Genomic DNA, 22,759 nt, shown 5'->3' on the forward strand with positions numbered 1-22,759 from the left:
CTCACTCGTCCCCACCGAGTGTGCCAGACGGGTGTCTAGTTCAGGACGGACGGCAGTGTGGCCGTCCATGCTGTGCGGAGCTCGGTCAGCGGGATCTCGAACTGGTCCTGGACGTCCAGGGTGTCGCCGGTGATCACGCCGATCTTTGCGTGCGGGAAGCGGCGGGCGGTGCACATGTCGGTGAATCGGACCTCCTCGGTCCGCGGTACGGCGACGACCGCGCGACCGGCCGACTCCGCGAACAGGAACAGGAACGGGTCGAGCCCGTCCGGCGCCCATACCCGGGCGCCGACGCCGCCACGCAGCGCGGACTCGACCAGCGTCTGGGCGACACCGCCGTCGCTGACGTCGTGCGCTGCGTCGATCAGCCCGTCCCGCGACGCGTTGATCAGGATGTCGGCCAGCTGCTTCTCGGCCTCGAGGTCGACGGCCGGCGGCCGTCCGCCGAGGTGCCCGTGGATCACGTTCGCCCACTCGGACCCGGACAGCTCCTCCTCGGTCTCACCGAGCAGGTACAGCTGGTGGCCCTCCATCTCGGCCGTGAACCCGATCGGCGTACGCCGGGTGACGTCGTCGATCACACCGAGCACACCGACCACCGGGGTCGGCAGGATCGGGGTCTCACCGGTCTGGTTGTAGAACGACACGTTGCCGCCGGTGACCGGGATACCCAGCTCGATGCAGCCGTCGACCAGACCGCGGATCGCCTCGGTGAACTGCCACATCACGCCCGCGTCCTCCGGCGAGCCGAAGTTCAGGCAGTCTGTCACCGCTGCTGGCCGGGCGCCCGTGGTGGCGACGTTCCGGTAGGACTCGGCGAGCGCCAGCTTCGCGCCGGTGTACGGATCGAGCTTGGCGAACCGCCCGTTGCAGTCGGTCGAGACCGCGACGCCCAGGCCGCTGGTCTCGTCGACCCGGATCATCCCGCTGTCCTCGGGCTGCGAGAGCACCGAGTTGCCGAGCACGTACCGGTCGTACTGGTCCGTCACCCACGACTTGTCGCAGAGGTTCGGCGAGGCGACCAGCCGCAGCAGGGTGTCCCGCAGCTCGGCGCCACTGCTTGCCCGAGGCAACTTCTCGGCGCCGTCGGCCTGCAGCGCGTCCTGCCAGTCGGGCCGGGTGTACGGGCGGTTGTAGACCGGGCCCTCGTGCGCGACGGTCTCCGGCAGTACGTCGACGACGCGCTCGCCGTGCCAGTCGATCTCCAGCCGGCCGGTGTCGGTGACCTCACCGATCACATCGGCCTGGACGTCCCACTTCGCACAGATCTTCAGGAACGCCTCGACGTTCTCCGGGGTGACGCAGGCCATCATGCGTTCCTGCGACTCGCTCATCAGGATCTCTTCGGGCGACAGCGACGCGTCCCGCAGCGGCACCTTGTCCAGCGAAACCCGCATGCCGCCGTCACCCGCGCTGGCGAGCTCCGAGGTCGCACACGACAGACCACCGCCGCCGAGGTCCTGGATGCCCTCGACCACGTTCGCGGCGAACAGCTCGAGCGTGCACTCGATCAGCAGCTTCTCCATGAACGGGTCGCCGACCTGGACCGCCGGCCGCTTGGTCGGACCGCCCTCGGCGAACGTCTCCGACGCCAGCACGGACACGCCGCCGATACCGTCACCGCCGGTCTTGGCGCCGTACAGGATCATCTGGTTGCCGACGCCGGTCGCGTTGGCCAGGTGCAGGTCCTCGTGCCGCATCACGCCGATGCAGAGCGCGTTCACCAGCGGGTTGCCCAGGTACGTCGGGTCGAAGACGACCTCGCCGCCGATGTTCGGCAGGCCGAGGCTGTTCCCGTACCCGCCGACGCCGGACACGATGCCCGGCAGCACCCGCTTGGTGTCCGGGGCGTCCAGCGGACCGAAGCGCAGCGGGTCCATCACCGCGACCGGGCGGGCACCCATCGCGATGATGTCGCGGACGATGCCGCCGACGCCGGTCGCGGCGCCCTGGTACGGCTCGACGTACGACGGGTGGTTGTGCGACTCGACCTTGAACGTGACCGCGTATCCCTCGCCGATGTCGATCACGCCGGCGTTCTCACCGATACCGGCCAGCATCTTCCCGGTCGGCGTCTCCTGCGGGATCTCGCCGAACCGCTTGAGGTGCACCTTGGACGACTTGTACGAGCAGTGCTCGCTCCACATCACGGAGTACATCGCCAGCTCACAGCTGGTGGGCCGGCGTCCCAGGATGTCCCGGATCCGCTGGTACTCGTCCGGCTTCAGTCCGAGCTCAGCCCACGGCTGCTCGACCTCAGGGGTGCTCGTGGCGTTGTTCACTGTGTCGGTGGACACTTCAGGACTCCTGCACTAGGTGGGACTCAGGTGAAACGGTAGCGGGCTGCTGGGAAGCCATCAGATGAGCCACCAGCAGTGGGACAGCGAAACCGGCCATGATCGCGGGCAATGCGACCCCGGCGTCGTTCAGGAGCATGCCGACCAGTCCACAGGTCGACATGGCCAGCAGCGTGGGCCGGACCATCGGCCGACTGGTGTAGAACTCGCGGTAAGACTCCGACGGCACTCGGTGCGGCAGGACCGTGGCCAGCATGAGCAGGACGACGGCGACGAGCATCAGCCAGCCTGCCGGTCCGCTGAAGAACTGGACCGCCATCTGCAACTTGCGGATCAGTACGTCGCTCACGTCACCGTCGAGGAGGCGCGCGACGAACGTACCGAAGTGGCTACGCTGCTCGGGCGGACGCAGGTAGTCGAGGAAGGCGACCACGGACACCGCCAGTACGCCGGCCACGCCCACGCCGATCAGCGCGCGCAGCGAGATGGTGCCCTTCCAGGTCAGCCAGGCCATCAGCAGCACCGCCGGGGTCAGCGCGATGATGCCGCCGAAGTCGGTGCCCCAGCCCGGCTTGCCGTCCACGACGATCGCAGCGCCGCCGATGGCCAGTACTGCGAGTGCGGCCTGCACTCTGCTCTTGTCGAGCAGCTTCTGCGCGGCCCACCCGGCAGTGACCAGCGCACCGACCGCCAGCGTCGCGAAGGTCGAGTTGCCGAAGCCGTAGAACCGCCCGCCGATCACAGGTCCGTCAGCGAACATGCTGCCGACCTGCATCGGCGTACCGAGCACTCCGTCGACCAACAGGAGCACGTACGCCGCTAACGCGAGCCCCAGGTACGCGTACCGCTTCAGGAGCACCTGTGCGACTGCTGCAGAGAGGACGCTGATGCCGATCGTCACGGCGTACAAGGAGAACCCGGGCGACGGCCACCGCCACCAGACGGTCGCTTGTGCCAAGAAGACCGCGATGTAGAACCCGCCCTGCACCAGCAACGTGAACACAGCAGTACGACGGGACGCCGGGCTGCGCCTGATCAGGAACCACACCAGCGCGAGTACCTCGGCGCCGACGATCGTCAACGCAACCGCAAACAGCACCGGCCGCGGCTGCTCGAACCGCTGGTTGGCGTCCAGCCTGTCCTCGATCACCGCTGCCGCATCGGTGTGCACGTCACCGGTGAAGTGGATCTCCGCGCCGTCGAGCGGTCCTGCCTTCTCGGACCCGGCCGGGTCGACCGACTTGGCTTCACCACGCAGGACCGTGGCCGTGATGTCGGTCAGCTGGATCATGCCGGGGCGGCGGGTCGAGTCGCTGGTCAGCCAGCGCGGTCCGTTGTCCGGAGGCAGCTGCATCGCCACCAGCGTTTGCTGATGCGCGTCGACTGTCTCCTGGCCGACGCCGACGAGCAGCACCCAGCCACCTGCTGCTCTGGCCTGGGCCACCCGGTCGGCCACGTGCTTGCGTGCCTCGGCGCGTCCTTCGCGGAGTGGCATCGCTCCGGCGTCGACGATCGCGTCGCCACAGGCAGTACTGGCGAGCTTGGCGGCGTCGAACTCCGGGCTCCAGTTGGCGACCGTGCCGTCGGTCTTCGCTACTGCGACTGCCGCGCCCGGTCCGAAGCCGCAGACGCGGTCACGGCTGACGCCGAGGCGGCCGATCGGGGCGCCGGTGTGGTGCTCGGCCTGGCGGTCGACGTACGTCTGCCAGTCGCTGACCTTGCCGTCGGTCACTGCGGGCAGGTCGCCACACGGCTGGTCCGGGACGTTGCCCCAGGCGCGAGTACCGGCGCTGATCGTCAGCCAGCCGTCGATCGGACAGGTGTGCGGTCCGGCCGTCTTCACCGAGATCGACCCGACGTGCGACTGATCCACCAGCGCAGTCAGCTCCGGCGAGGCCTTCACATCACTCCAGGTGAGCCCCGGCACCCCGATAACCACAACCTTCGCCATCAGGTCAGCCGCCCCAGTCGGCACTCGCGCCTCCGGCGCGGCGCTCGTCGCGCGCGGCGCGGAGCTCACCGCGTGAGCGGCTCCCGCGGTGGGAACGCCCGTCGCGGGCGTCGCCTGCGCGCCCGTCTGCTGCGCGGAGCTTGCCGCCTGCGCCTGCGATGCGGCACTCGCCGCGGCGGGTCCGACGACAGCGGCGGTCGCCGCTAGCAGCGCGGCGGTGCGGAGAAGGGCCCGGCTGGGCCACCCCTTCCCCGCGACCAGCTGCTTCATCAGGAGGCGACGACGGCCTTCAGCACCGAGGTGAAGAAGCCCAGGCCGTCAGTGGTCGGTCCGGTGAGAGTCTCGACGCAGTGCTCCGGGTGCGGCATCAGGCCGACCACGTTGCCACGCTCGTTGCTGATGCCGGCGATGTCGCGGTACGAGCCGTTCGGGTTCTCGTCCAGGTAGCGGGCGACCACCCGGCCCTCACCCTCCAGCCGGTCCAGCGTCGCCTCGTCGGCGACGAACGAACCGTCCTGGTTCTTCAGCACGATGGTGATCTCGTGGTTGGCGTCGTAGTCGCTGGTCCAGGCGGTGCGGTTGTTCTCGATCCGCAGCGGCTGGTCCTTGCAGATGAATTTGCGGTGGTGGTTCTTGATCAGTGCACCGGGCAGCAGGTGCGACTCGCACAGCACCTGGAAGCCGTTGCAGATCCCCAGCACCGGCATACCCTCGCCGGCCTTCTTGATGATCGTCTCCATCACCGGGGCGAACCGGGAGATCGCACCGGCGCGCAGGTAGTCGCCGTACGAGAAGCCGCCGGGCAGGACGACCGCGTCCACGCCGTGCAGATCGGCGTCACCGTGCCAGAGCGCGACCGCCTCGGCACCGGCCACTGCGGCTGCACGCCGGGCGTCGGCGTCGTCCAGCGAGCCCGGGAAGGTGACGACCCCGATCTTCACTGGCCGTTCTCCACGTGCAGCGTGTAGTCCTCGATCACCGGGTTGGCCAGCAGGGTGTCCGCGGCCTTGCGGATCTCGGCGACCCGCTCCTCGGTCGCCTCACCGTCCAGGGTGATCTCGAAGCGCTTTCCCTGCCGGACGTCGGCCACGCCGTCGAAGCCGAGCCGGCCGAACGCGCCGTGCACCGCCTTGCCCTGCGGGTCGAGGATCTCGGGCTTGAGCATGACGTCGACGACAACGCGAGCCACTGACTACTCCAGGTTCGTTGCGGGGTGACGGCTGAATCCTACCGAGCGAGGCCCAGAATGCCGCATCGCGGACTATTCACTCAGTACATACACGCAGTGTATAGTCACCGGTATGGCCACCGCAGAGCTCGTCCTCGGGCTACTGTCCGCCGGCCCGGCGCACGGGTACGACGTGAAGCGCGGCCACGACGCATGGTTCCCCGACAGCCGCCCCCTGGCCTTCGGCCAGGTGTACACGACACTGGGGCGACTGGAGCGCGACGGACTGGTCGAGGTGGTCGACAAGACATCCGGCGGAGGTCCGGACCGGACCGTCTACGCGCTCACCAGCAAGGGCCGCGACCACCTGGCCGACTGGCTCAACGATCCGGTCCCACCCGCCTGGGGCAGTGCCGACGAGGTACTGCGGAAGCTCGTCGCAGCCATCCGCACCGGAGGGGACGCGGCCGGGTTCCTCGCTCGCCAGCGCGCCAGCCACCTGCGGCGGATCCGCGAACTGCGGGAGACTCCCGCCGACGACGACCCGACCTCACCACTGGTCCGCGAGTACATCGTGGCCCATCTCGACGCCGACCTGCGCTGGCTGGACAGCGCCCTGGACCGCATCTCAGAGCAAAGGGGGGCTCACAGATGACCGGACAACCCGTACTGGAGCTGGAGGCCGTCGAGTACTCGTACCGGCGGAACCCTGCGCTTCGCGGTGTGAGTCTCCACCTGAAGCCAGGCGAGGTGGTGGCGGTGACCGGGGCCAGCGGATGCGGCAAGTCCACACTGCTTCACTGTGCGGCCGGCATCCTCAGTCCGGATGCGGGCGTCGTCCGCGTCGACGGCCAGGACCTGTCCGCGCTACCCGAGGAGCAGCGCGCGGCACTCCGGCGTACGAAGGTCGGCATCGTGCTGCAGTTCGGGCAGCTGGTGCCGGACCTGCCGCTGATCGACAACGTGGCGCTGCCACTCCTCCTGGACGGCCACGAGCGTGGTGAAGCCCACGTGGCCGCACGCCACTGGCTGGACCAGGTGGGCATCGCTGACGATGCCGATGCGGTGCCGTCGGAGCTGTCCGGCGGCCAGACACAGCGGGCTGCACTGGCCCGAGCACTGGTCACCGGGCCGTCCGTCGTACTCGCTGATGAGCCGACGGGCAGTCTGGACAGCCGTGCCGGCCAGGAGCTGCTCGACGTGCTGCTGCAGGCTGCCCGGTACCGCGGCGCCGCACTGCTGATGGTGACGCACGACAACGTCGTCGCATCCTCGGCGGACCGAGAGATCAGGCTGCGCGACGGCCTGATCCAGCATGAGGTGTCGCTCGGATGACGCTTGAGACGCTGGTGCAGCTGTCCCGCTCACGGACCCCGGCGGACCGCAGCCGGGTCCAGCTGGCCACCGCAGCCCTCGCACTCAGCGGAGCCCTGCTGCTCGGGGCACTGCGCATCGTGCGCCTGGGCAAGGGCGAGCTGAGTGAAGGCATCTACAGCAACTACGTCGCCGAGAGCGGCCTCCGCTCCGGTCTGATCGCGATCCTCATCATTCTCGCCGTGCTGACCGGAGGCCTCGCGGTCCAGGCGTTGCGCTTGGGTACGGCGGCCCGCGAACGACGGATGCACGCCCTGCGACTGGCAGGCGCATCGAGGAAGCAGCTGCGTCAGCTGACAGTGACCGATGCGTCGATCGCAGGTCTGGTGGGCGGTCTGCTCGCCGGACCGGCGTACCTGCTGCTCAGCCTGCTCTTCGGCGCACTCCCCCGGATGGCTCGCATCCTGCCGGGTGCGGAGGTGCTGGACCTGGCGCTGTGGGTCCCCGTGGTCATCGCCATGACGGCCGCTGGTGCAGTGATCGGCAGTCTGCTGCACCGAGACGGTCCGGTGCCGGTCGCAGCGGAGTCCATGGCCCAGCGTCGTACGGGCATCATCGCCGGGCCGGTGCTGATCCTGCTTGGCCTGCTGACCTCGCCGTACCTGGGCTATGTGGCGTCGACGATCGCGCTGGCCGGGATCGCACTGTTCTTCCTGAGCACCTCGGCGGTGTGGATCCGCGCCGTCGGCCGGCGGCTTCAGCGGTCGAGCGATCCGGCGTACATGCTGACCGGACTCCGGCTGGTCACCGACTCGCGGCCGGCCTCCCGCATCTGCATGCTGCTGGGCTGCTGCGGCTTCCTCGTCGGCACCATGGCCAACGGGATCGCTAGTGTCCAGGCGGACGACCAGGTGGGTGGCAGTCCGGCGTTCTACAACACAGGATTCGGGCTGACGATCGCCGGGCTGGTCCTGGTCGCACTGACCGCCATGGCCGCGCTCATCGTCGGTGTCGCCGACCAACTGGTCGACCAGCGTCGCCAGTTCGCCAGCCTGACCGCACTGGGTGTGGATCTGGCATTCCTACGCCGGGTGATCCGTCGCCAACTGACGGCGGTTGCCGCACCGGCGCTCGCGACCGGCCTGCTGCTGGGCACCCTGATCGGCCTCGGCCGCGTGGTCGGCGGTGCGGTTGATCCATTCGAGCCAGGCACGCTGCTGATCGCAGCGGCGTTGACGGCCGGGGGCTGGCTGCTCGGCCATCTCGGCGGCGCGGCCGCCGGCTATCTCCTCCGCAACCAACTCCGGGACGCACTCGATCCCGAGAATCTGAGGGCCGCATGAGTACGACCCCCCTGGCGGTCCGGCCTGCGCTGCTGCTGGGCCTGCCGAACCGGATCACGCTGGTCCGGACGCTGATCGCGATGGCGGTCGCCACGGTCGCGTTCCGGACCGGCGATCTGGCCTGGCTGGTGCTCGGGTACTTCTCGTACTGGTTCGGCGACAGCCTGGACGGCTGGGTGGCTCGCAAACGGAACGAGGAGTCGCTGTCCGGCGCCGTGTTCGACATCGTCTGCGACCGGGCCTGCTCGTTCCTGCTCGCCGCCGCGTTCATGGCGACGTACCCGGCGACGATCGGTCCGCTGGCGATCTACCTGGCCCAGTTCGGCGTACTGGACACGATGCTGACGTTCTCGTTCCTGCTCTGGCCGTGGATGCTCAGCCCGAACTACTTCTACAAGGTCGACCGGCCGATCTACCTCTGGAACTGGTCCAAGCCCGCCAAGGCGCTGAACACGGGCGCAGTCGTGGTCTCACTGGTCGTGGCCGATCACACCGGCGCGCAGTGGCTGCCGTACGCCGTCGCGATCGCGGCGCTGGCCGTCAAGGTGGTGTCGTCGTACCGTCTGATCATGATCCTGTCCGGCCGCCAGCTCGCCTCTCCCGGACAGTCACGATGAGGGGGTGGACCCTGGTCTACCCCGGAAGGTGGACCTGAGTTCCGTGGGAATAGCCGCTCTGGCGAATAGCCTCGGAGTCATGTGGGTCTGGCAACTGGTACTCGCGGTGGGCTTCGGTATCGGCTCCGCCGTCGTACCGGTGATGAACGCGGAGGCATACGTCCTCGCCGTCGCCGCTACCCATGCCCTGAACCCGGTGGTCGCCGCGGCCGGTATCTCCGTCGGGCAGACCATCGGCAAGGTCGCCATGTTCCTGGCCGTCCGGTACCGCCCCGGCTACGCGGCCCGCAAGACCAAGGAACCGAAGCCGGTCGACCTGGACACCCGCCGGGGCCGGTTCATCCAGTGGAACCGCGACCTGTCCAAGCGGCTGCTGGACGCGATGAGCGACAGCCGCTGGGGCATCCCGGTCACGCTGCTGAGCGCCTTCGTGGGCGTCCCGCCGCTGTACGGCGTGGCACTGATCGGCGGCGCCTCGCGGATGAAGACCGCCGTGTTCGCGCTGTCGGTCCTCGCCGGCCGAGGCGCCCGCTTCATCCTGCTCGCTCTCGGCGTGAGCTCTTTCTAGGCGTTGAAGGTGCGACCGGTCAGCTGCTCGTAGGCGTTGATGTACGCCGCCCTGGTGCGCTCGACCACCTCGCCCGACAACGGCGGCGGGGCCTCCCCGGACGTCCGGTCCCAGCCCGACTCGAACTGCAGCCAGTCCCGGACGATCTGCTTGTCGTACGACGGCTGCTGCTTGCCCGGCGACCACTGGTCGGCCGGCCAGAAGCGGCTCGAGTCCGGCGTGAGCACCTCGTCGGCCAGCACCAGCGTCCCGTCCGCGCGAGCGCCGAACTCGAACTTGGTGTCCGCCAGGATGATCCCGCGGTCCTCGGCGATCGCCCGCGCCCACGTGTAGATGGCCAGCGTGGTGTCGCGCAGTGTCGACGCCGTATCCGCGCCGACCGTCGCCACCACCGCGTCGTACGAGACGTTCTCGTCGTGCTCGCCGAGCTCGGCCTTGGTCGCCGGGGTGAAGATCGGGTCGTCCAGCCGCGAACCCTCTACCAGGCCGTCCGGCAGCGGGATGCCGCAGACCGCGCCGGTGGCGTTGTAGTCGAGCAGGCCGGTGCCGCTCAGGTAACCGCGAGCGACGCACTCGACCGGGTAGATCGCCAGCTTCTCGCACACCACGGCGCGGCCCGCGACCTCGGCCGGCACGTCGGTGGAGATGATGTGGTTCGGCATGTCCAACTGCTCGAACCACCACAGGCTCATCGCGGTGAGCACCTTCCCCTTGTCAGGGATCGGCGTCTCCAAGATCCAGTCGAACGCGCTCATCCGGTCGCTCGCCACCATCAGCAGGTCGCCGGAGTCCAGCTCGTACAGGTCCCGGACCTTGCCGGAGTGGATGTGCTTCGCGCCGGGGATCTCTGGCGCCTGCGGCGTTGTGATCACGCCGCGAGCCTACTTGCGGGCGCGGAGTGCCATCAGCTTGCCCCCTAGGCCGAACAGCCCGTCGCGGACCGAGCACACCACCGGATTCTCGACCTGCCCGAGCCGGCCGAGACTCCGGGACCGCTTGACCAGCTTGGTCGTCGCGGGTCGCCGTTCAGCGTCGTACGCCGTCAGCGCCTGCGTGAGCTCGCCGGCCTGAAGGTGGCGCGCCAGGGCGCCGGCGTCCTCGATCGCGGAGCAGGCGCCGCGGCCCAGGTTCGGCGTCATCGCATGGGCGGCGTCGCCGAGGAGAACGATCCTGCCCTGCACGAACGGGACCAGCGGCAGCGTCAGGTCGTAGATGTCGTTCTGCAGCACCTTCTCGCTGCTTGCGATCAGCTGCGGAATCGGGTCGTGCCAGCTCGTGAACACGGTCGGCTCACTCGTCCGGCCGGCCGGCTGGTTCGCCGTTCCGTACCAGTAGAAGCGTCCGTCGATCAGTCGCGCGAAGCCGAACAGTTGCCCCCGGCCCCAGGTCTCTCCGCCGCCGTCGTCGATGTCCAGGTCCGAAATCCCGCGGTACGCCGAGAAACCGGAGTACCTCGGGCCCTTGTACTGCGGGTACAGCGAGCCCCGGACCACGCTCCGGATCCCGTCCGCGGCGACGACGAGGTCCGCGTGGAGCTCGCCGTTGACCGTGACGCCGTCGGCGTCCTGCGTGACCGTCCGTACGTCGTACCCGGTCCGGACCGTGACAGCCGGACCGAACTCGGCCGTAATCAGGTCGTGCAGCTGCGCGCGGTGGATCATCACCGGCAGCTCGACCCCCAGCTCGGCCGCAGTAACCACCCAGCGGCCGTCCGCCTTCCGCATGCCGGCCGGCTTGGACTGCACCGACGCCTTCTCGACGCCCTTCACGCCGAGCTCCTCGAGCACCGCCACCGCCGACGGCCAGACCGAAATGCCCGCCCCCACCTCGCCCAGCTCCGGAGCGCGCTCCAGCACCGTGACCTGCCAGCCGCACCGTTGCAGCGCGACAGCAGCCGTGACCCCGCCGATACCCGCCCCCACCACGATCGCCGTACTCATGACCTTGACTCTACATCTGTAGAGTTTGGTTGGGAGGTGCGAGACTGACCGGCGTGACGAAGCCGGTTCCTCGGGGTGCGGATCGACAGGACGCGATCGCCGATGCTGCGATCCATCTGGTCGCGACGCGCGGTCTGCGCGGGCTGACGCACCGGGCGGTCGACACCGAGGCGGGCCTGCCGCCGGGATCGACGTCGTACTACCTGCGGACGCGGAACGCGCTGCTCACGGCGTGCGTGAGCCGGATGCTCACCCGGGACGTCAGCGCGATGCCGCCGGCCGGGGCGGACCCGGTCGAGCTGATGGTGGCGATGACGGTCGGGATGGCGCGCGACCGGCCGGACGATCTGGTCGCGCGGTACGAGTTGTCACTGGAGGCGAGTCGTCAGCCGGAACTGCGGACCGCGATCAACACCGGCGGGCGGCAGCTGCGGGCGATGCTGGCACAGCTGCTCGACGGGCTCGGCGTACCGGAACCGGAGGCGGCCTCGTGGCCGGTGGCCGCAATGATGGACGGGTTGATGTACGACCGGGTCGCGGGGGCGGGCGCAACGCTCTCACCAGAAGCGTTCGAGACCGCCGTACGACGCTCTGTCGTGGCGCTGATCGCCGGCCTCAAAGGCGCTCGGTGATCGTGACGAACGTGAAGTAGCAGACACCGACCAGCATGCCGACGTGGCCGAGCACGGACAGGCCCGCGCCGGAACCCCACGCATCACTCTGCGTGTCCTGGGCGTGCTTGCCTCCGCCCGGCAACCAACGGGCCAGAAGCAACAATCCGATGACGGTGAGCAACCACCAGCCGGCCAGCATCACCAGCGCGATCTCACGCCGACCGGTGACCAGGGCAACGACCCAGCCGAGCAGCGTGACCACGCCGACGACGGTGTGCGATCGCAGCAGGGCAGCAGAAAACCCGTGCCGGCCCGCGCCGTGACCGGTGCCGTCCACCACCGTGCCACCGAGCCGGACGCGCGTGATCAGTACGACGACCGCACCGAGCGCGGTCAGGAACCAGGTGACGTTCGACCATTCCACGCCCCCATCCCTACCCCACCCTGTGGGCCGGTGAACCATTCCGCGTGTCGTCTCATCGCTTGACGACCGTCCAGAAACAGCGCCCGACGGGCCGAGTGTCCGCTCATTGGCCCGCCGGGCTGCCTAGTTCAACCCAACTTCACCCGTTCTGCGTCACCCCAGGCTGCTGAGTCCCCTGCCCTTGCTGGGTTCCCTGCCCTTGCTGCGTCCCTTGTCCTTGCTGAGTTCCCTGACCTGGCAGCGTCCCTTGCCCCTGCCCGGTCCCCTGTCCCGTGCCCTGCCCGGTCCCTTGCCCGTTGCCCTGGAACCCGCGTCCGAAGCCACCACCACCAGGCCCACCGAATTGGTTCTGCTGACTACTGGTCCCGTCCCATGAATGCCCAACCGCCATCCCGCCAAGGAATGCCAGCACCGCCAACACAGACCCCGCCCCAGCCAGAACCACATTGCTAGGCCGCTTCCCACCCGCGGGTGCGGACTGGGATGAGGGGGAAGAGGCAACCGAAGCACCACCCGGCGCCTGGGTCGCCGATCCGCCGGCCTGCCCATAGCCCACCTGCGGCGCAGAACCCGCGTACTGCGCAGAACCCACCTGCGGCGCAGGTCCCGCGTACTGCGGAGCGCCCGCCTGCGGCGCAGTACCCGCCTGCGGCGTCGCACCGGCCTGCGCGGAGCCGGCCTGCACGGCGGGCTGCTTCGCGGTTCCCGCGTGCTGCGCGGCGCCGGCTGCCTGCACGCCTGCCTGGGGTGCCGGGGCAGTTTGCTGCGGTTCGCCCGGCTGGGCTGCTCGGGCTGCTTGCCATTGGGCTTCTTGCGTCATATTCATGCTCCTGTTCCGGTGCTGAGGTCGTACACGGTGGTGTTGCCAACGGTCTGGGCGGTGAAGTTCTCGGAGACCCAGGTGGAGATGTCGCTCGAGGTCCCGCCGCGGCCGCCGAAGCCGCCGCCCATCCCGCCACCACCGATGAAGTAGTGGATCTTGCCCTGGGCAACCAGTTCCTTGAACTCGGCCAGCGACGGCGCCGGGTCGGTCCCGTTGAACCCGCCGATCGCCATGATCGGCTCGCCGGACGCGATCTGCAGCGGCGCGGCCCCGTTCGCGGTCACTGCCGCGGCGGCCCAGGTGTACCCCTTCGAGCCGTTCTGCAGCAGCGTCACGAGTTCACTCGATAGGCCGCTGATCCCGCCACCGCCGAGGAATCCGCCCATACCGCCACCCGCGGGCATCCCGCCTCCGGTCGTAGTCCCGGTCCCCGGCTGCCCGGTCGTGCCGGTTCCGGTCTGACCAGGCGGCGTACCCATCCGGCCACCACCCGGGAAGCCACCGCCACCACGCCCGCCACCCATCCCGCCCATCCCGCCAGGACCGGCAGTCGGGATCGCGCCCGTGTGCGCCGAGCTGATCGTCGACAGCGAGTACGCCGTAGGCCCGGCCAACGCACTGAACGCAAGGACCGCCGCAGCAGCGACTCCAGCCCGCCGAGCCGCCGTCCGATGCAGCTTGAGCTCCGGCAGCAACATGACCAACCCAGCCGCAAGCACGCCCGTGATCAGCACGACCCACCGCAACCACGGATGCCACGACGGCGTACCGTTCAGCAACGCGAAGCTCCACCCGGCCGTCAGCAACGCCCCGCCGGCAAGAGTTGCCCGCGGCAACCACTCGGCCCGCCGCCGCCACAGGATCCACATCGCCCCACCGATCACCGCACCGAACGCCGGCGCCAACGCGATCATGTAGTACGGATGGATGATCCCCTGCATGTAGCTGAACACCAAGCCAGTAGCGACAAGCCACCCGCCCCACAGCAACGCGAACGCGCGCGTCTTGTCCGTCCGCGGCGCCTTGCCCGCAGCAACGACCAGTACGACGGTCGCAAGCAAAGCAGCCGGCATCAGCCATGAGATCTGCGACCCGAACTCGCCACCGAACAACCGCTGCAACCCGGTCGCGCCACCCCAGCCAGGATTCCCGATACCGCCCCCGACCGACCCTGACTCATTCCCGCTCAGCCGTCCAAGACCGTTGTAACCGAGCGTCAACTCGAGAATGCTGTTGTTCGACGACCCACCGACGTACGGCCGCGCCGACGCCGGCAGCAGCTCCACGATCGCAACCCACCAGCCAGCGCTCACGATCAGCGAGACCGTCGCGAGCAGCAGGTGCAGCAGCCGCTTCCCGAGCGCCGGCTTCCCGGCCACCAGATAAGCGATCCCGAACGCCGGCAGGATCAGGAACGCCTGCAGCATCTTCGTCAGGAACCCGAACCCGACCAGTGCCCCGGCCAGGATCATCCACCGCGCCGAGTGCTTCACCGAGTCGATCGCCCGCGTCACCGCCCACGCACCGGCGCACAGCAGCAGGATCAGCAGCGCATCCGGGTTGTTGAACCGGAACATCAGCACCGCGACCGGCGTCACCGCGAGGATCGCCCCGGCCAGCAGCCCGGCGTTCGCGGAAAACCACCGCCGCACCGACACGTACACGAACCCGACGCTCGCGACGCCCATCAGCGCCTGCGGCACCAGCATGCTCCAGCTGTTGAAGCCGAAGATCCGCGCGGACAGCCCCATGATCCACAGCGAGCCCGGGGTCTTGTCCACGGTGATGAAGCTCGACGCGTCGAACGACCCGAAGAACCAGGCCTTCCAGCTCGTCGACCCGGCCTGCACGGCGGCCGCGTAGTACTCGTTGGCATAGCCGTTCTTGGAAAGCCCCCACAGATACGCGATCGCGGTCAGTACGAGCAGACCGCCGTACAGGACCTTGTCCCGACTCAGCGTGTACTGCGTTGTGATCGAGCGAGACCGGGTGGCCTCGACGGGATCAGTCAGCGTAGTCATGTCAGTTGCTCCGGGTCTGGTCGAGAACCGCTGGGGGTTCGAAGGCGGGCAAGGTAGGCGCGTCGTCGTCGAACACCCACGTCTGGAAGAGGCTGAACCGGACCACGGTCGCGGCCAGGTTCGCGATGGTCAGCACGGTGATCTCCACCGCTTGATGCGGTACGGCGATTGCCGTGTGCAACAGCCAGAGCGACGCCGCGGTCAGGCTCCAGCCGATGCCGAAGGCAACGAGGCCGCGCAGCTGGTGCCGCCAACGCCCCTCCACACCGCGTACGCCGAACGTGATCCGGCGGTTCAGCGTGGTGTTGCCGACGGCTGTGATCAGCAGCGACAGGAGGTTCGCCACTTGGGCCGGCATCCCCTGACGCAGCACGAGATAGAGCAGCGCGTACGCCGCCGTACTCAGCACGCCGACCGCACAGAAGCGCAGTACCCGGGCCGCCATCGCCGTCCGGGGGTCGAGGATCCGTGGCCGGCCGTACTTCTGCCGGACCGGCTCGAGGTCGACGCGGCTGCGCATCAGGCGAGCGATCCCCCGCAGATCCTCGCCGACCGTCTTCGCGATCGCCACCCGGGAGTCGAGGTCGTCGACCCAGTCCACCGGTACTTCGTGGATCCGCAGGCCGGCCTTCTCGGCCAGCACCAGCAGCTCGGTGTCGAAGAACCAGCTGGTGTCCTCGATCAGCGGCAGCAGCTGGTGGGCCACGTCGGCGCGGATCGCCTTGAAGCCGCACTGCGCGTCCGAGAAGTGCGCACTCAGCGTTGCCCGCAGCAACAGGTTGTACGAGCGCGAGATGAACTCACGCTTCGGCCGCCGGACCACCCGGGAGCTCTTCGCCAACCGGGTGCCGATGGCAACATCACTGTGCCCGGCCAGCAGCGGTGCCACCAGCGGGAGCAGGGCGTTCAGATTGGTGGACAGATCGACGTCCATGTACGCGAGCACCTCAGCGTTGCTCGCGGACCAGACCTGCTTCAGCGCGCGGCCGCGGCCGGACTGCTCGAGCCGGACGATCCGGACCCCGGGCAGCTCGCTCGCGAGCAGCATGCCGATCTCATAGGTCGCGTCCGTACTTCCGTTGTCCGCGATGCAGACCTCGGCCGGAAACGGGAAAGCGGTGTCGAGGAACTCCCGCAACCGTCTGATGTTCGGTCCGAGGTCGTTCTCCTCGTTCTTGACGGGTACGACGATCTCGACCCGAGGGTGACCTGGAATCTGCATGACACCGATGCTGTCCGGTCAACCTGTGCCAGCCCCTGCGCGTGGCTGGCAGTTCGCTGGCAGTTACCGCGTGCGACGCAGCCAGAGCAGTCCGAGAACTGGCAGTACGACCGGGACGAAGCCGTAGCCCTGGCCGAAGTGCGACCATACGGTCGCGTCCGGGAAGTCGTCCGGTACGGCGTAGCTGAACGCGCCGATCGCGAGCACGCCGATCAGCTCGATCGCGATTGCGGTCGTGGCGACCTTGCGGGACACGTTCGTTGCCTTCGCCAACGCGAACGTCGCCGCGCAGTAGATGATCGCGGCAACGGCCGACAGCAGGTACGCGATCGGCGCATCGCTGAACTTGGTCGCGATCTGTACGCCGGCCCGCGCGGTGGCGGCCAGCGCGAACACGCCGTACACCGCGATCAGGATCCGGCCCGGGCCGTGCTTGGTCGCTGCGGGATCGGTCATCTCAGGCCGTCCACACGTCGTACAGCCGGAGCTCGAGGATCGGGATCACGACGCAGGCGATGGCCAGCGCGCCGGCACCCCAGCGGCTGCTCTCCGCGAGCGCCCAGAACGCGCCGATCGGCAGGATGATCAGCGAGCCGATCAGGTAGCCGACGAAGAACGGTCCGGACACATCCCGGGTGGTCCCGCTCAGCTGCACGATGCCGACGACCAGCTGGGCCAGCAGCGCGACCTCGATCACCCCGAGCATGCCGAGCAAGGTCCAGTTGATCCGCTTGTCGCGGGCCGCGAGGACGACGGCGAACACGGCCGCAGCCAGCGACAGCGCGACCAGGAACCAGGTGAGCGGTGCGAACACGGGTTAGAGGATGTCACCCGGCGTGTAGGCGGCCGCCTCCGGGTAGCGCTTCGCGAGATCGTCGATCTTCCCGACGACGACTCCGACCTGGGCGACGGCCGCGCCGGTGAACGTCAGCGGCTCGCCGACGATGCCGACGATCTGCTCCTCGGTCAGCCCGAGCCGCCCGTCCACACCGAGGCGGTGGAACAGGTCGTTCCCGGCCAGGCCCTTGCGCAGGTCGAGCGCGGTAGCGACCGCGTGCTCCTTGATCACCTCGTGCGCGGTCTCCCGGCCGACGCCGTTCTTCACGGCGGCCATCAGCACCTTGGTCGTGGTCAGGAACGGCAGGTACCGCTCGAGCTCGCGCGACACGACCGCCGGATACACCCCGAACTCGTCGAGGACGGTCAGGAACGTCTCGAACAGCCCGTCCAGCGCGAAGAACGCGTCCGGCAGCGCAATCCGCCGTACGACGGAGCAGAAGACGTCACCCTCGTTCCACTGGTTGCCGGCCAGCTCACCGGTCATCGACGCGTAACCGCGAAGGATCACCGCGAGACCGTTGACCCGCTCGCAGGACCGGGTGTTCATCTTGTGCGGCATCGCGGACGAGCCGACCTGGCCCTCCTTGAAGCCTTCGGTGACCAGCTCGTGCCCTGCCATCAGCCGGATCGTCGTCGCCAGGCTCGACGGCCCGGCGGCCAGCTGCACCAGCGCCGACACGACCTCGTAGTCGAGCGACCGCGGGTACACCTGGCCGACGCTGGTCAGCGTGTGGCTGAAGCCCAGGTGCTGCGCGATCGTGGTCTCCAGCGTGGCCAGCTTCGTCGCGTCGCCGCCGAACAGGTCGAGCATGTCCTGCGACGTACCCACCGGGCCCTTGATGCCGCGCAGCGGATACCGCTCGATCAGCTCCTCGATCCGCGCGATCGCGACCAGCAGCTCGTCCGCGGCCGATGCGAACCGCTTGCCCAGCGTGGTCGCCTGCGCGGCGACGTTGTGGGAGCGGCCGGTCATTACCAGCGAGGCGTGCTCGGCGGCCTTCTGACCGAGCTGAACGGCGGTCGCCACCGCGCGGTCCCGGACCAGCTCGAGGCCGGCGCGGATCTGGAGCTGCTCGACGTTCTCGGTCAGGTCACGACTCGTCATCCCCTTGTGGATGTGTTCGTGCCCGGCGAGCGCGCTGAACTCCTCGATCCGCGCCTTCACGTCGTGCCGCGTGACCCGCTCCCGGGCCGCGATCGACGCCAGGTCGACCTGGTCGATCACCCGCTCGTAGTCCTCGACGACCCCGTCCGGAACCTCGACCCCGAGCTGCTTCTGGGCCTTCAGCACCGCCACCCAGAGCTTCCGCTCGAGCACGATCTTGTGCTCCGGTGACCACAGCTCCGCCATCGACAGACTGGCGTAGCGCGCGGCGAGAACATTGGGGATCAGGGGCTTGGTCACAAGCCCCATTCTCCCAGACAGCGACTAGCCGACGGTCACCAGACCACAGAGCTTGGTGCCGGACAGCGTGCAGACCTGGTACGACCCGGCGGCGAGACCCTTGGGCAGGGCCAGCGTGTACGGCCCGGCGCTGGTGTACTGCGGGATCGCGATCCCGGACTCACCCGGGACGACCCGCATCGAGTACGGCGTGGTCGCGTCGCCCGGGACCTTGGCGACCAGCGTGTACAGCGGCACGTCCGGCTTGGCCGCCGACGCGAGCGTGAAGGTCACGTTGCGGACCTGCTTGTCCGGGAACGAGGCGACGACCTGGCCGCCGGCGACGAGCGCCTTCGCCGAGGTCAGCGTCAGCGGACCCGCCTTCTCGACCGGGGCCGGGTTCGGCTGGACCGAGACCTCGGGCGGGGCGACCATGTTCGTCGGGACCGGGCTGTCGGCCACCGGCGTGTTGTGCGCGGGCCGCAGGGTCGGGACGACCGCGACGGCGCCGACCACGACGGCCGCGCCGAGGACGGTCAGGCCGGCGGTCATCCGGCGCTTGCGGGAACGGGCCGCGGTCAGGACGGAGTCGAAGTCACCGGCGGACTCAGCAGCCTTGCGGTCCGCCAGGGCCTGCAGGTCCTCTTGCAGATCAGGCATGGTCGTCACTCCTCAACAGCAATGAATCGGACAGGGCGTCCCGGGCGCGGGACAGGCGCGATTTGACCGTGCCTTCCGCGATCCCGAGCGTGTCCGCCACCTGAGCCACGCTCAGGTCACAGACGTAATGGAGGACGACGACCTGCCGGGTCGGCATCGGCAGGCCGGCGAGAGCCTGCTCGAGATCACCGGCGTACCTGTCGGCGGGGTCCGGGACGTGTTCCGCCGGCAGCCGGTGGAACAGTTGCGTGAACCTGTTGCCGTCCCGGTGCCGGTTCGCGGCAAGCCGTACGGCGACCAGGCGCACCCAGGCCTCCGGAGAGTCGTACCGTGAGACCTTCTGCCACCGGGGCACCAGCCGGACGAACGCCTCCTGGACGATGTCTTCCGCCTCGGCCCGCGACCCGGTCAGCAGCGAGATCACCCCGACCAGCCGTGGCTGGTGCGCGCGGTAGAACTCCCGCAGCCCCTCCGTCTCCATACCCACCTACACCCCTGAGGTTCCGATTCGGTTCCATCGAGTTTCGGGCTAGCCGGAGCGCCCGGTCAATCGCTCCCGTACCCAGCCCGGTCCGGGGTTCACCCGGCTCTCCCCATCCAGCACCACGGTCGGAACGGTCTCGTTCCCGTCGGCCACCGCCCGCACCGCCGCGGCCGCCTCGGGATCGGTCCAGATGTTCACCCAGGACGCCCTGCGGGCTGCTCCGAGCAGCACGAACCGCATCCGGAGGCAGTACTGACAGCCAGGTCGCCAGTAGATGATCGGTTTTCCCGCCTTCGCGGCTCCAGCGGCGCTGATCGAGCGCGGAAACGCCAGCGGCGAGAACGCCGCCGCCAGCGCCGCGAACAGCACCAACTGTGTCACAGCACCACCCGGCGAACCGCCCGCCCACGTAATCACCGCGAGCACAACCCCAGCGGCCAGCACGACCACGCCGGTCCCCCAACTCCGCAACACAACCAACATGAAACCAGAGCACAGTCTGACCTGCGCAGCCAGCACCATGGCGGAATGGAGACACTGACGGCATACGAGGTCGCCTGGCTGGTCGGTGGTGCGGAGCGAGCCGCATTGGTCACCCTGGTGGCGCTGGCCGCCGACGGTCGGCTGGAGATCGCTTACAAGCGGCAACGGGTGAAGGTGGCCCGCACGGAGTCGACGTACCCGGTCGAGGCCGCCGCGCTCGCCCTGGTCCCGGATAGCGGGCTCGGCGTCGCCGAGTTCCTAGTGCGGCTAGCAGCCACGAAGGAGGTCGCGGGCCTCGACGCCGCGGTCCGGGCGAAGGGCCAGCTCCGGTTCCTGCGCTGGTTCAGCTCGACGTACCGCGACCTGGCCGCGCGTCCCGGCAGCGGGCTCCGGCGGGTTGCCGTCCTCGGTGCAGCGGGGATCGAGGACGCACAGCTCCGCGAGGTCGTCGAGCACCCGCTCCCGGAGATGCCCAAGGTCGCCTCGATCAAGCCGGTACGCGACAACACCGTCGACGGCTCCATCGGGCCCTCGCCGGGCACCTGGACCGCTGGGTAGGTCAGACGGTGATCTCGCCGCGCTCGGCCTTGAGCGCGATGTCGGTGCGGTGCTGCGAGCCCTTGATCAGGATCTGACCGACCGCGGCGTACGCGCGTTGGCGGGCCTCGGCGAGGTCCTTTCCGACGGCGCTCACCGCCAGCACACGGCCTCCGGAGGTGACGAGTTCCTCATCCTCGAGCGCCGTACCGGCGTGGAAGACTCGTACGTCGTCGCTCTCGGCCTGCTCGACACCGGCGATCGGGTCGCCCTTGCGCGGGCTGGACGGGTACTTCTTCGCGGCGACGACCACCGCGACCGACGCCGCGTCCCGCCAGCTCAGGTCGCCCTGGTCCGCCAGCTTCCCGGTGGCGGCGGCGAGCAGCAGACCGCCAAGCGGGGTCTTCAGCATCGGCAGCAGGGCCTGCGTCTCCGGGTCGCCGAAGCGGCAGTTGAACTCGATCACCCGGACGCCGCGTGACGTCAGCGCGAGACCGGCGTACAGGAGGCCGCTGAACGGCGTACCGCGGTGGCGGAGCTCGTCGATCGTCGGCTGCAGGACCTTCTCGGTGATCTCGGCTACCAAGTCGTCCGGTGCCCACGGCAACGGCGTGTACGCGCCCATGCCGCCGGTGTTGGGACCCTCGTCGTTGTCGGCGAGGCGCTTGAAGTCCTGCGCCGGCTGCATCGGGAGCACCGTGGTGCCATCGGTGATCGCGAAGAGCGACACCTCAGGGCCGTCCAGGAACTCCTCGATCAGCACCTGCTCACACTGGGCCGCGTGTGCGAGCGCCTCCTCGCGGTCCGACGTGACCACAACGCCCTTGCCCGCGGCGAGCCCGTCGTCCTTCACGACGTACGGCGGCCCGAACGCGTCGATCGCTGTCGCGGCCTCCTCGGGCGTCGTGCACACGTACGCGCGCCCGGTCGGCACGCTCGCCGTCGCCATCACGTCCTTCGCGAACGCCTTCGAGCCCTCGATCTGCGCAGCCTCGCGCGACGGGCCGAACACCGCGATACCGGCATCCCGCAGCGGGTCGGCCAGCCCGGCCACCAGCGGGGCCTCCGGACCGACGACCACCAGGTCCGCTTCGAGCTCCTGTGCGAGTGCGACGACCGCGTCGTGGTCCTCGATATCCACTGCCCGGCAAACGACCGTTTGACCGTCGTGCGCGGGGCGCAACGCGGCGATCCCCGGGTTACCCGGCGCCGCTACCACCTGCTCGACCTCGGGGTCCTGGGTCAACGCCCAGGCCAGCGCGTGCTCACGACCACCGGACCCGACCACCAAAACCTTCACGGGCGCTCAGCCTAGCGTGCCGACGGCACTGCTCTAGTAGTGCCAGTAGAAGCGGCCGTCGGCGTTCCAGGTCAGGGGGACGGTGGTTCGGTTCGTGAAGGCCATTCCCAGGCCGCGGGCCAGCTCGACCGTGCGGCTCAGCTGGAGGGAGTACGGGTGCTGATTGTCGTCCCACCATTGCTCGAACTGGGTGATGCAGATCTGGCCGGTGAAGTACGGGTTGGAGCACGCGTGCGGCGGTGACCACTTCTGCAGGTGGCGGAAGTTGACGGTCGTCGTGCCGTTCGGCGGTTTGATCGTGCCGGTGGCGTCGAGACAGTAGCCGGTGGCGGGAACGGTCCATTTGACGTAGTGCTGGCGGCCGCCGTTCGACGGGACGGGTTGCATGCTGTTGCAGTTCGCGTCGCCCATGGTTTCGGTCGTGACGCGCTGGATCTGGGTCAGCGGGCGGCCGGCGCCGTCGTTGTAACCGTCGAGGAGGACCCAGTCGCCGTCGTGGACGAAGTGCTCGGCGGACTTCGGGGGCCAGGCCTTGGGGTCGCCCCAGGAGATGTCGGACTCGGTGGCGCTCAGCGGGGTCCAGGCCCATTGGCCGGCAGCGGTCCCGCCGGCGAAGTACTGACCGGCTGACTTCTCGAACATCAGCGAGTACTGCGCATAGGTCTCCGCGCCGGAGCTCGGCGGATCCGCCACAGCGACGACCGGTGTCAGGACCGCGGACAGGCCGATCACCAGAGCGAGCGTCTTCATCACGGAGGGCAACTTTAGT

24 protein-coding genes are annotated in these 22,759 nt (G+C 69.0%); 7 read left to right on the forward strand and 17 right to left on the reverse strand.

Annotated features, from left to right (window positions below; all coding sequences use genetic code 11):
* Positions 1 to 35 precede the first annotated feature (35 nt).
* From purL to purS, 4 genes are read right to left on the reverse strand one after another with little or no spacing between them, the layout of a single operon-like run.
* Entirely contained in the window at positions 36 to 2,297 is a 2,262-nt protein-coding gene (gene purL / locus ABT313_RS39535) for a phosphoribosylformylglycinamidine synthase subunit PurL (RefSeq protein WP_350865162.1), read from the reverse strand.
* A gap of 1 nt (position 2,298) precedes the next feature.
* Positions 2,299 to 4,518: a hypothetical protein gene (locus tag ABT313_RS39540; RefSeq protein ID WP_350865164.1), complete on the reverse strand. Its 2,220-nt coding sequence runs from the start codon at positions 4,516 to 4,518 to the stop codon at positions 2,299 to 2,301.
* Positions 4,518 to 5,189, reverse strand: coding sequence for a phosphoribosylformylglycinamidine synthase subunit PurQ (gene purQ / locus ABT313_RS39545; RefSeq protein WP_350865167.1), 672 nt, complete (start codon positions 5,187 to 5,189; stop codon positions 4,518 to 4,520). The genes ABT313_RS39540 and purQ overlap by 1 nt, the downstream gene beginning before the upstream one ends.
* Entirely contained in the window at positions 5,186 to 5,437 is a 252-nt protein-coding gene (purS, locus tag ABT313_RS39550) for a phosphoribosylformylglycinamidine synthase subunit PurS (RefSeq protein ID WP_130387955.1), read from the reverse strand. Before purS ends, purQ begins: the two co-directional genes overlap by 4 nt.
* 112 nt (positions 5,438 to 5,549) lie before the next feature.
* On the opposite strand from purS, the gene ABT313_RS39555 reads away from it, so the two are divergent.
* From ABT313_RS39555 to ABT313_RS39575, 5 genes are all read left to right on the forward strand, one after another.
* Positions 5,550 to 6,071: a PadR family transcriptional regulator gene (locus tag ABT313_RS39555; RefSeq protein WP_130442487.1), complete on the forward strand. Its 522-nt coding sequence runs from the start codon at positions 5,550 to 5,552 to the stop codon at positions 6,069 to 6,071.
* Positions 6,068 to 6,751 carry an ABC transporter ATP-binding protein gene (locus tag ABT313_RS39560; protein WP_350865171.1) on the forward strand — a complete coding sequence of 228 codons (684 nt, stop codon included), beginning with the start codon at positions 6,068 to 6,070 and terminating at the stop codon, positions 6,749 to 6,751. Before ABT313_RS39555 ends, ABT313_RS39560 begins: the two co-directional genes overlap by 4 nt.
* The gene (locus ABT313_RS39565; RefSeq protein ID WP_350865174.1) at positions 6,748 to 8,073 is read left to right on the forward strand and encodes an FtsX-like permease family protein; all 1,326 of its coding nucleotides are present in this window, start codon (positions 6,748 to 6,750) and stop codon (positions 8,071 to 8,073) included. The genes ABT313_RS39560 and ABT313_RS39565 overlap by 4 nt, the downstream gene beginning before the upstream one ends.
* Positions 8,070 to 8,690, forward strand: a complete 621-nt coding sequence (locus tag ABT313_RS39570) for a CDP-alcohol phosphatidyltransferase family protein (protein WP_350865177.1) — start codon at positions 8,070 to 8,072, stop codon at positions 8,688 to 8,690. Before ABT313_RS39565 ends, ABT313_RS39570 begins: the two co-directional genes overlap by 4 nt.
* A gap of 79 nt (positions 8,691 to 8,769) precedes the next feature.
* A complete protein-coding gene (locus tag ABT313_RS39575; RefSeq protein WP_350865180.1) occupies positions 8,770 to 9,258 on the forward strand; it encodes a hypothetical protein in 489 nt (162 codons plus the stop codon).
* Here ABT313_RS39575 and ABT313_RS39580 read toward each other — a convergent pair.
* Complete coding sequence (locus ABT313_RS39580; protein ID WP_350865183.1) at positions 9,255 to 10,130, reverse strand: phosphoribosylaminoimidazolesuccinocarboxamide synthase; 876 nt, start codon at positions 10,128 to 10,130, stop codon at positions 9,255 to 9,257. The genes ABT313_RS39575 and ABT313_RS39580 overlap by 4 nt on opposite strands.
* A 9-nt stretch (positions 10,131 to 10,139) precedes the next feature.
* Entirely contained in the window at positions 10,140 to 11,198 is a 1,059-nt protein-coding gene (locus ABT313_RS39585; RefSeq protein ID WP_350865185.1) for an FAD-dependent monooxygenase, read from the reverse strand.
* 53 nt (positions 11,199 to 11,251) lie between these two features.
* On the opposite strand from ABT313_RS39585, the gene ABT313_RS39590 reads away from it, so the two are divergent.
* Positions 11,252 to 11,830 carry a TetR/AcrR family transcriptional regulator gene (locus ABT313_RS39590; protein WP_350865187.1) on the forward strand — a complete coding sequence of 193 codons (579 nt, stop codon included), beginning with the start codon at positions 11,252 to 11,254 and terminating at the stop codon, positions 11,828 to 11,830.
* Here ABT313_RS39590 and ABT313_RS39595 read toward each other — a convergent pair.
* The 9 genes from ABT313_RS39595 to ABT313_RS39635 form a co-directional block, all read right to left on the reverse strand.
* A complete protein-coding gene (locus ABT313_RS39595; protein WP_350865190.1) occupies positions 11,814 to 12,236 on the reverse strand; it encodes a hypothetical protein in 423 nt (140 codons plus the stop codon). The genes ABT313_RS39590 and ABT313_RS39595 overlap by 17 nt on opposite strands.
* Positions 12,237 to 13,058: 822 nt before the next feature.
* Positions 13,059 to 15,080 carry a glycosyltransferase family 39 protein gene (locus ABT313_RS39600; protein ID WP_350865192.1) on the reverse strand — a complete coding sequence of 674 codons (2,022 nt, stop codon included), beginning with the start codon at positions 15,078 to 15,080 and terminating at the stop codon, positions 13,059 to 13,061.
* A 1-nt stretch (position 15,081) separates the two neighbouring features.
* Positions 15,082 to 16,302, reverse strand: coding sequence for a bifunctional glycosyltransferase family 2/GtrA family protein (locus tag ABT313_RS39605; protein ID WP_350865195.1), 1,221 nt, complete (start codon positions 16,300 to 16,302; stop codon positions 15,082 to 15,084).
* A 63-nt stretch (positions 16,303 to 16,365) separates the two neighbouring features.
* A complete protein-coding gene (locus tag ABT313_RS39610; RefSeq protein WP_350865198.1) occupies positions 16,366 to 16,758 on the reverse strand; it encodes a hypothetical protein in 393 nt (130 codons plus the stop codon).
* 1 nt (position 16,759) lies between these two features.
* A complete protein-coding gene (locus ABT313_RS39615) occupies positions 16,760 to 17,116 on the reverse strand; it encodes a hypothetical protein (protein WP_350865201.1) in 357 nt (118 codons plus the stop codon).
* Between the two features lie 3 nt (positions 17,117 to 17,119).
* Positions 17,120 to 18,547, reverse strand: coding sequence for an adenylosuccinate lyase (gene purB, locus ABT313_RS39620; RefSeq protein ID WP_502884058.1), 1,428 nt, complete (start codon positions 18,545 to 18,547; stop codon positions 17,120 to 17,122).
* Between the two features lie 24 nt (positions 18,548 to 18,571).
* Positions 18,572 to 19,186 carry a hypothetical protein gene (locus ABT313_RS39625; RefSeq protein ID WP_350865206.1) on the reverse strand — a complete coding sequence of 205 codons (615 nt, stop codon included), beginning with the start codon at positions 19,184 to 19,186 and terminating at the stop codon, positions 18,572 to 18,574.
* Positions 19,179 to 19,667, reverse strand: a complete 489-nt coding sequence (locus ABT313_RS39630; protein WP_130442519.1) for a SigE family RNA polymerase sigma factor — start codon at positions 19,665 to 19,667, stop codon at positions 19,179 to 19,181. The genes ABT313_RS39625 and ABT313_RS39630 overlap by 8 nt, the downstream gene beginning before the upstream one ends.
* Positions 19,668 to 19,715: 48 nt before the next feature.
* Positions 19,716 to 20,153, reverse strand: coding sequence for a glutaredoxin domain-containing protein (locus tag ABT313_RS39635; protein ID WP_350865210.1), 438 nt, complete (start codon positions 20,151 to 20,153; stop codon positions 19,716 to 19,718).
* A 45-nt stretch (positions 20,154 to 20,198) separates the two neighbouring features.
* Between ABT313_RS39635 and ABT313_RS39640 the strand changes: the two genes are divergently transcribed.
* Positions 20,199 to 20,711 (forward strand): TIGR04222 domain-containing membrane protein, encoded by a 513-nt coding sequence (locus ABT313_RS39640; RefSeq protein WP_350865213.1) that lies wholly within the window; start codon positions 20,199 to 20,201, stop codon positions 20,709 to 20,711.
* A 1-nt stretch (position 20,712) separates the two neighbouring features.
* Here ABT313_RS39640 and purD read toward each other — a convergent pair whose 3' ends face one another.
* Together purD and ABT313_RS39650 are read right to left on the reverse strand one after the other, a co-directional pair.
* Positions 20,713 to 21,990 carry a phosphoribosylamine--glycine ligase gene (gene purD, locus ABT313_RS39645; RefSeq protein WP_350865216.1) on the reverse strand — a complete coding sequence of 426 codons (1,278 nt, stop codon included), beginning with the start codon at positions 21,988 to 21,990 and terminating at the stop codon, positions 20,713 to 20,715.
* A gap of 33 nt (positions 21,991 to 22,023) precedes the next feature.
* On the reverse strand, positions 22,024 to 22,740 hold the full coding sequence (locus tag ABT313_RS39650) for a hypothetical protein (protein ID WP_350865852.1): 717 nt from the start codon (positions 22,738 to 22,740) through the stop codon (positions 22,024 to 22,026).
* Positions 22,741 to 22,759: the final 19 nt, after the last annotated feature.

This window comes from Kribbella sp. NPDC000426, assembly GCF_040300265.1.
GTDB lineage: Bacteria > Actinomycetota > Actinomycetes > Propionibacteriales > Kribbellaceae > Kribbella.

Bases quoted from the DNA above. Each gene is read 5' to 3' on its own strand.
- ABT313_RS39650 (WP_350865852.1), bottom strand. From the start codon at position 22,740: ATGAAGACGCTCGCTCTGGTGATCGGCCTGTCCGCGGTCCTGACACCG.
- ABT313_RS39585 (WP_350865185.1), bottom strand. From the start codon at position 11,198: ATGAGTACGGCGATCGTGGTGGGGGCGGGTATCGGCGGGGTCACGGCT.
- ABT313_RS39600 (WP_350865192.1), bottom strand. From the start codon at position 15,080: ATGACTACGCTGACTGATCCCGTCGAGGCCACCCGGTCTCGCTCGATC.
- ABT313_RS39610 (WP_350865198.1), bottom strand. From the start codon at position 16,758: ATGACCGATCCCGCAGCGACCAAGCACGGCCCGGGCCGGATCCTGATC.
- ABT313_RS39605 (WP_350865195.1), bottom strand. From the start codon at position 16,302: ATGCAGATTCCAGGTCACCCTCGGGTCGAGATCGTCGTACCCGTCAAG.
- ABT313_RS39565 (WP_350865174.1), top strand. From the start codon at position 6,748: ATGACGCTTGAGACGCTGGTGCAGCTGTCCCGCTCACGGACCCCGGCG.
- ABT313_RS39560 (WP_350865171.1), top strand. From the start codon at position 6,068: ATGACCGGACAACCCGTACTGGAGCTGGAGGCCGTCGAGTACTCGTAC.
- ABT313_RS39555 (WP_130442487.1), top strand. From the start codon at position 5,550: ATGGCCACCGCAGAGCTCGTCCTCGGGCTACTGTCCGCCGGCCCGGCG.
- ABT313_RS39630 (WP_130442519.1), bottom strand. From the start codon at position 19,667: ATGGAGACGGAGGGGCTGCGGGAGTTCTACCGCGCGCACCAGCCACGG.
- ABT313_RS39540 (WP_350865164.1), bottom strand. From the start codon at position 4,518: ATGAAGCAGCTGGTCGCGGGGAAGGGGTGGCCCAGCCGGGCCCTTCTC.
- ABT313_RS39570 (WP_350865177.1), top strand. From the start codon at position 8,070: ATGAGTACGACCCCCCTGGCGGTCCGGCCTGCGCTGCTGCTGGGCCTG.
- ABT313_RS39635 (WP_350865210.1), bottom strand. From the start codon at position 20,153: ATGTTGGTTGTGTTGCGGAGTTGGGGGACCGGCGTGGTCGTGCTGGCC.
- ABT313_RS39625 (WP_350865206.1), bottom strand. From the start codon at position 19,186: ATGCCTGATCTGCAAGAGGACCTGCAGGCCCTGGCGGACCGCAAGGCT.
- ABT313_RS39575 (WP_350865180.1), top strand. From the start codon at position 8,770: ATGTGGGTCTGGCAACTGGTACTCGCGGTGGGCTTCGGTATCGGCTCC.
- ABT313_RS39640 (WP_350865213.1), top strand. From the start codon at position 20,199: ATGGAGACACTGACGGCATACGAGGTCGCCTGGCTGGTCGGTGGTGCG.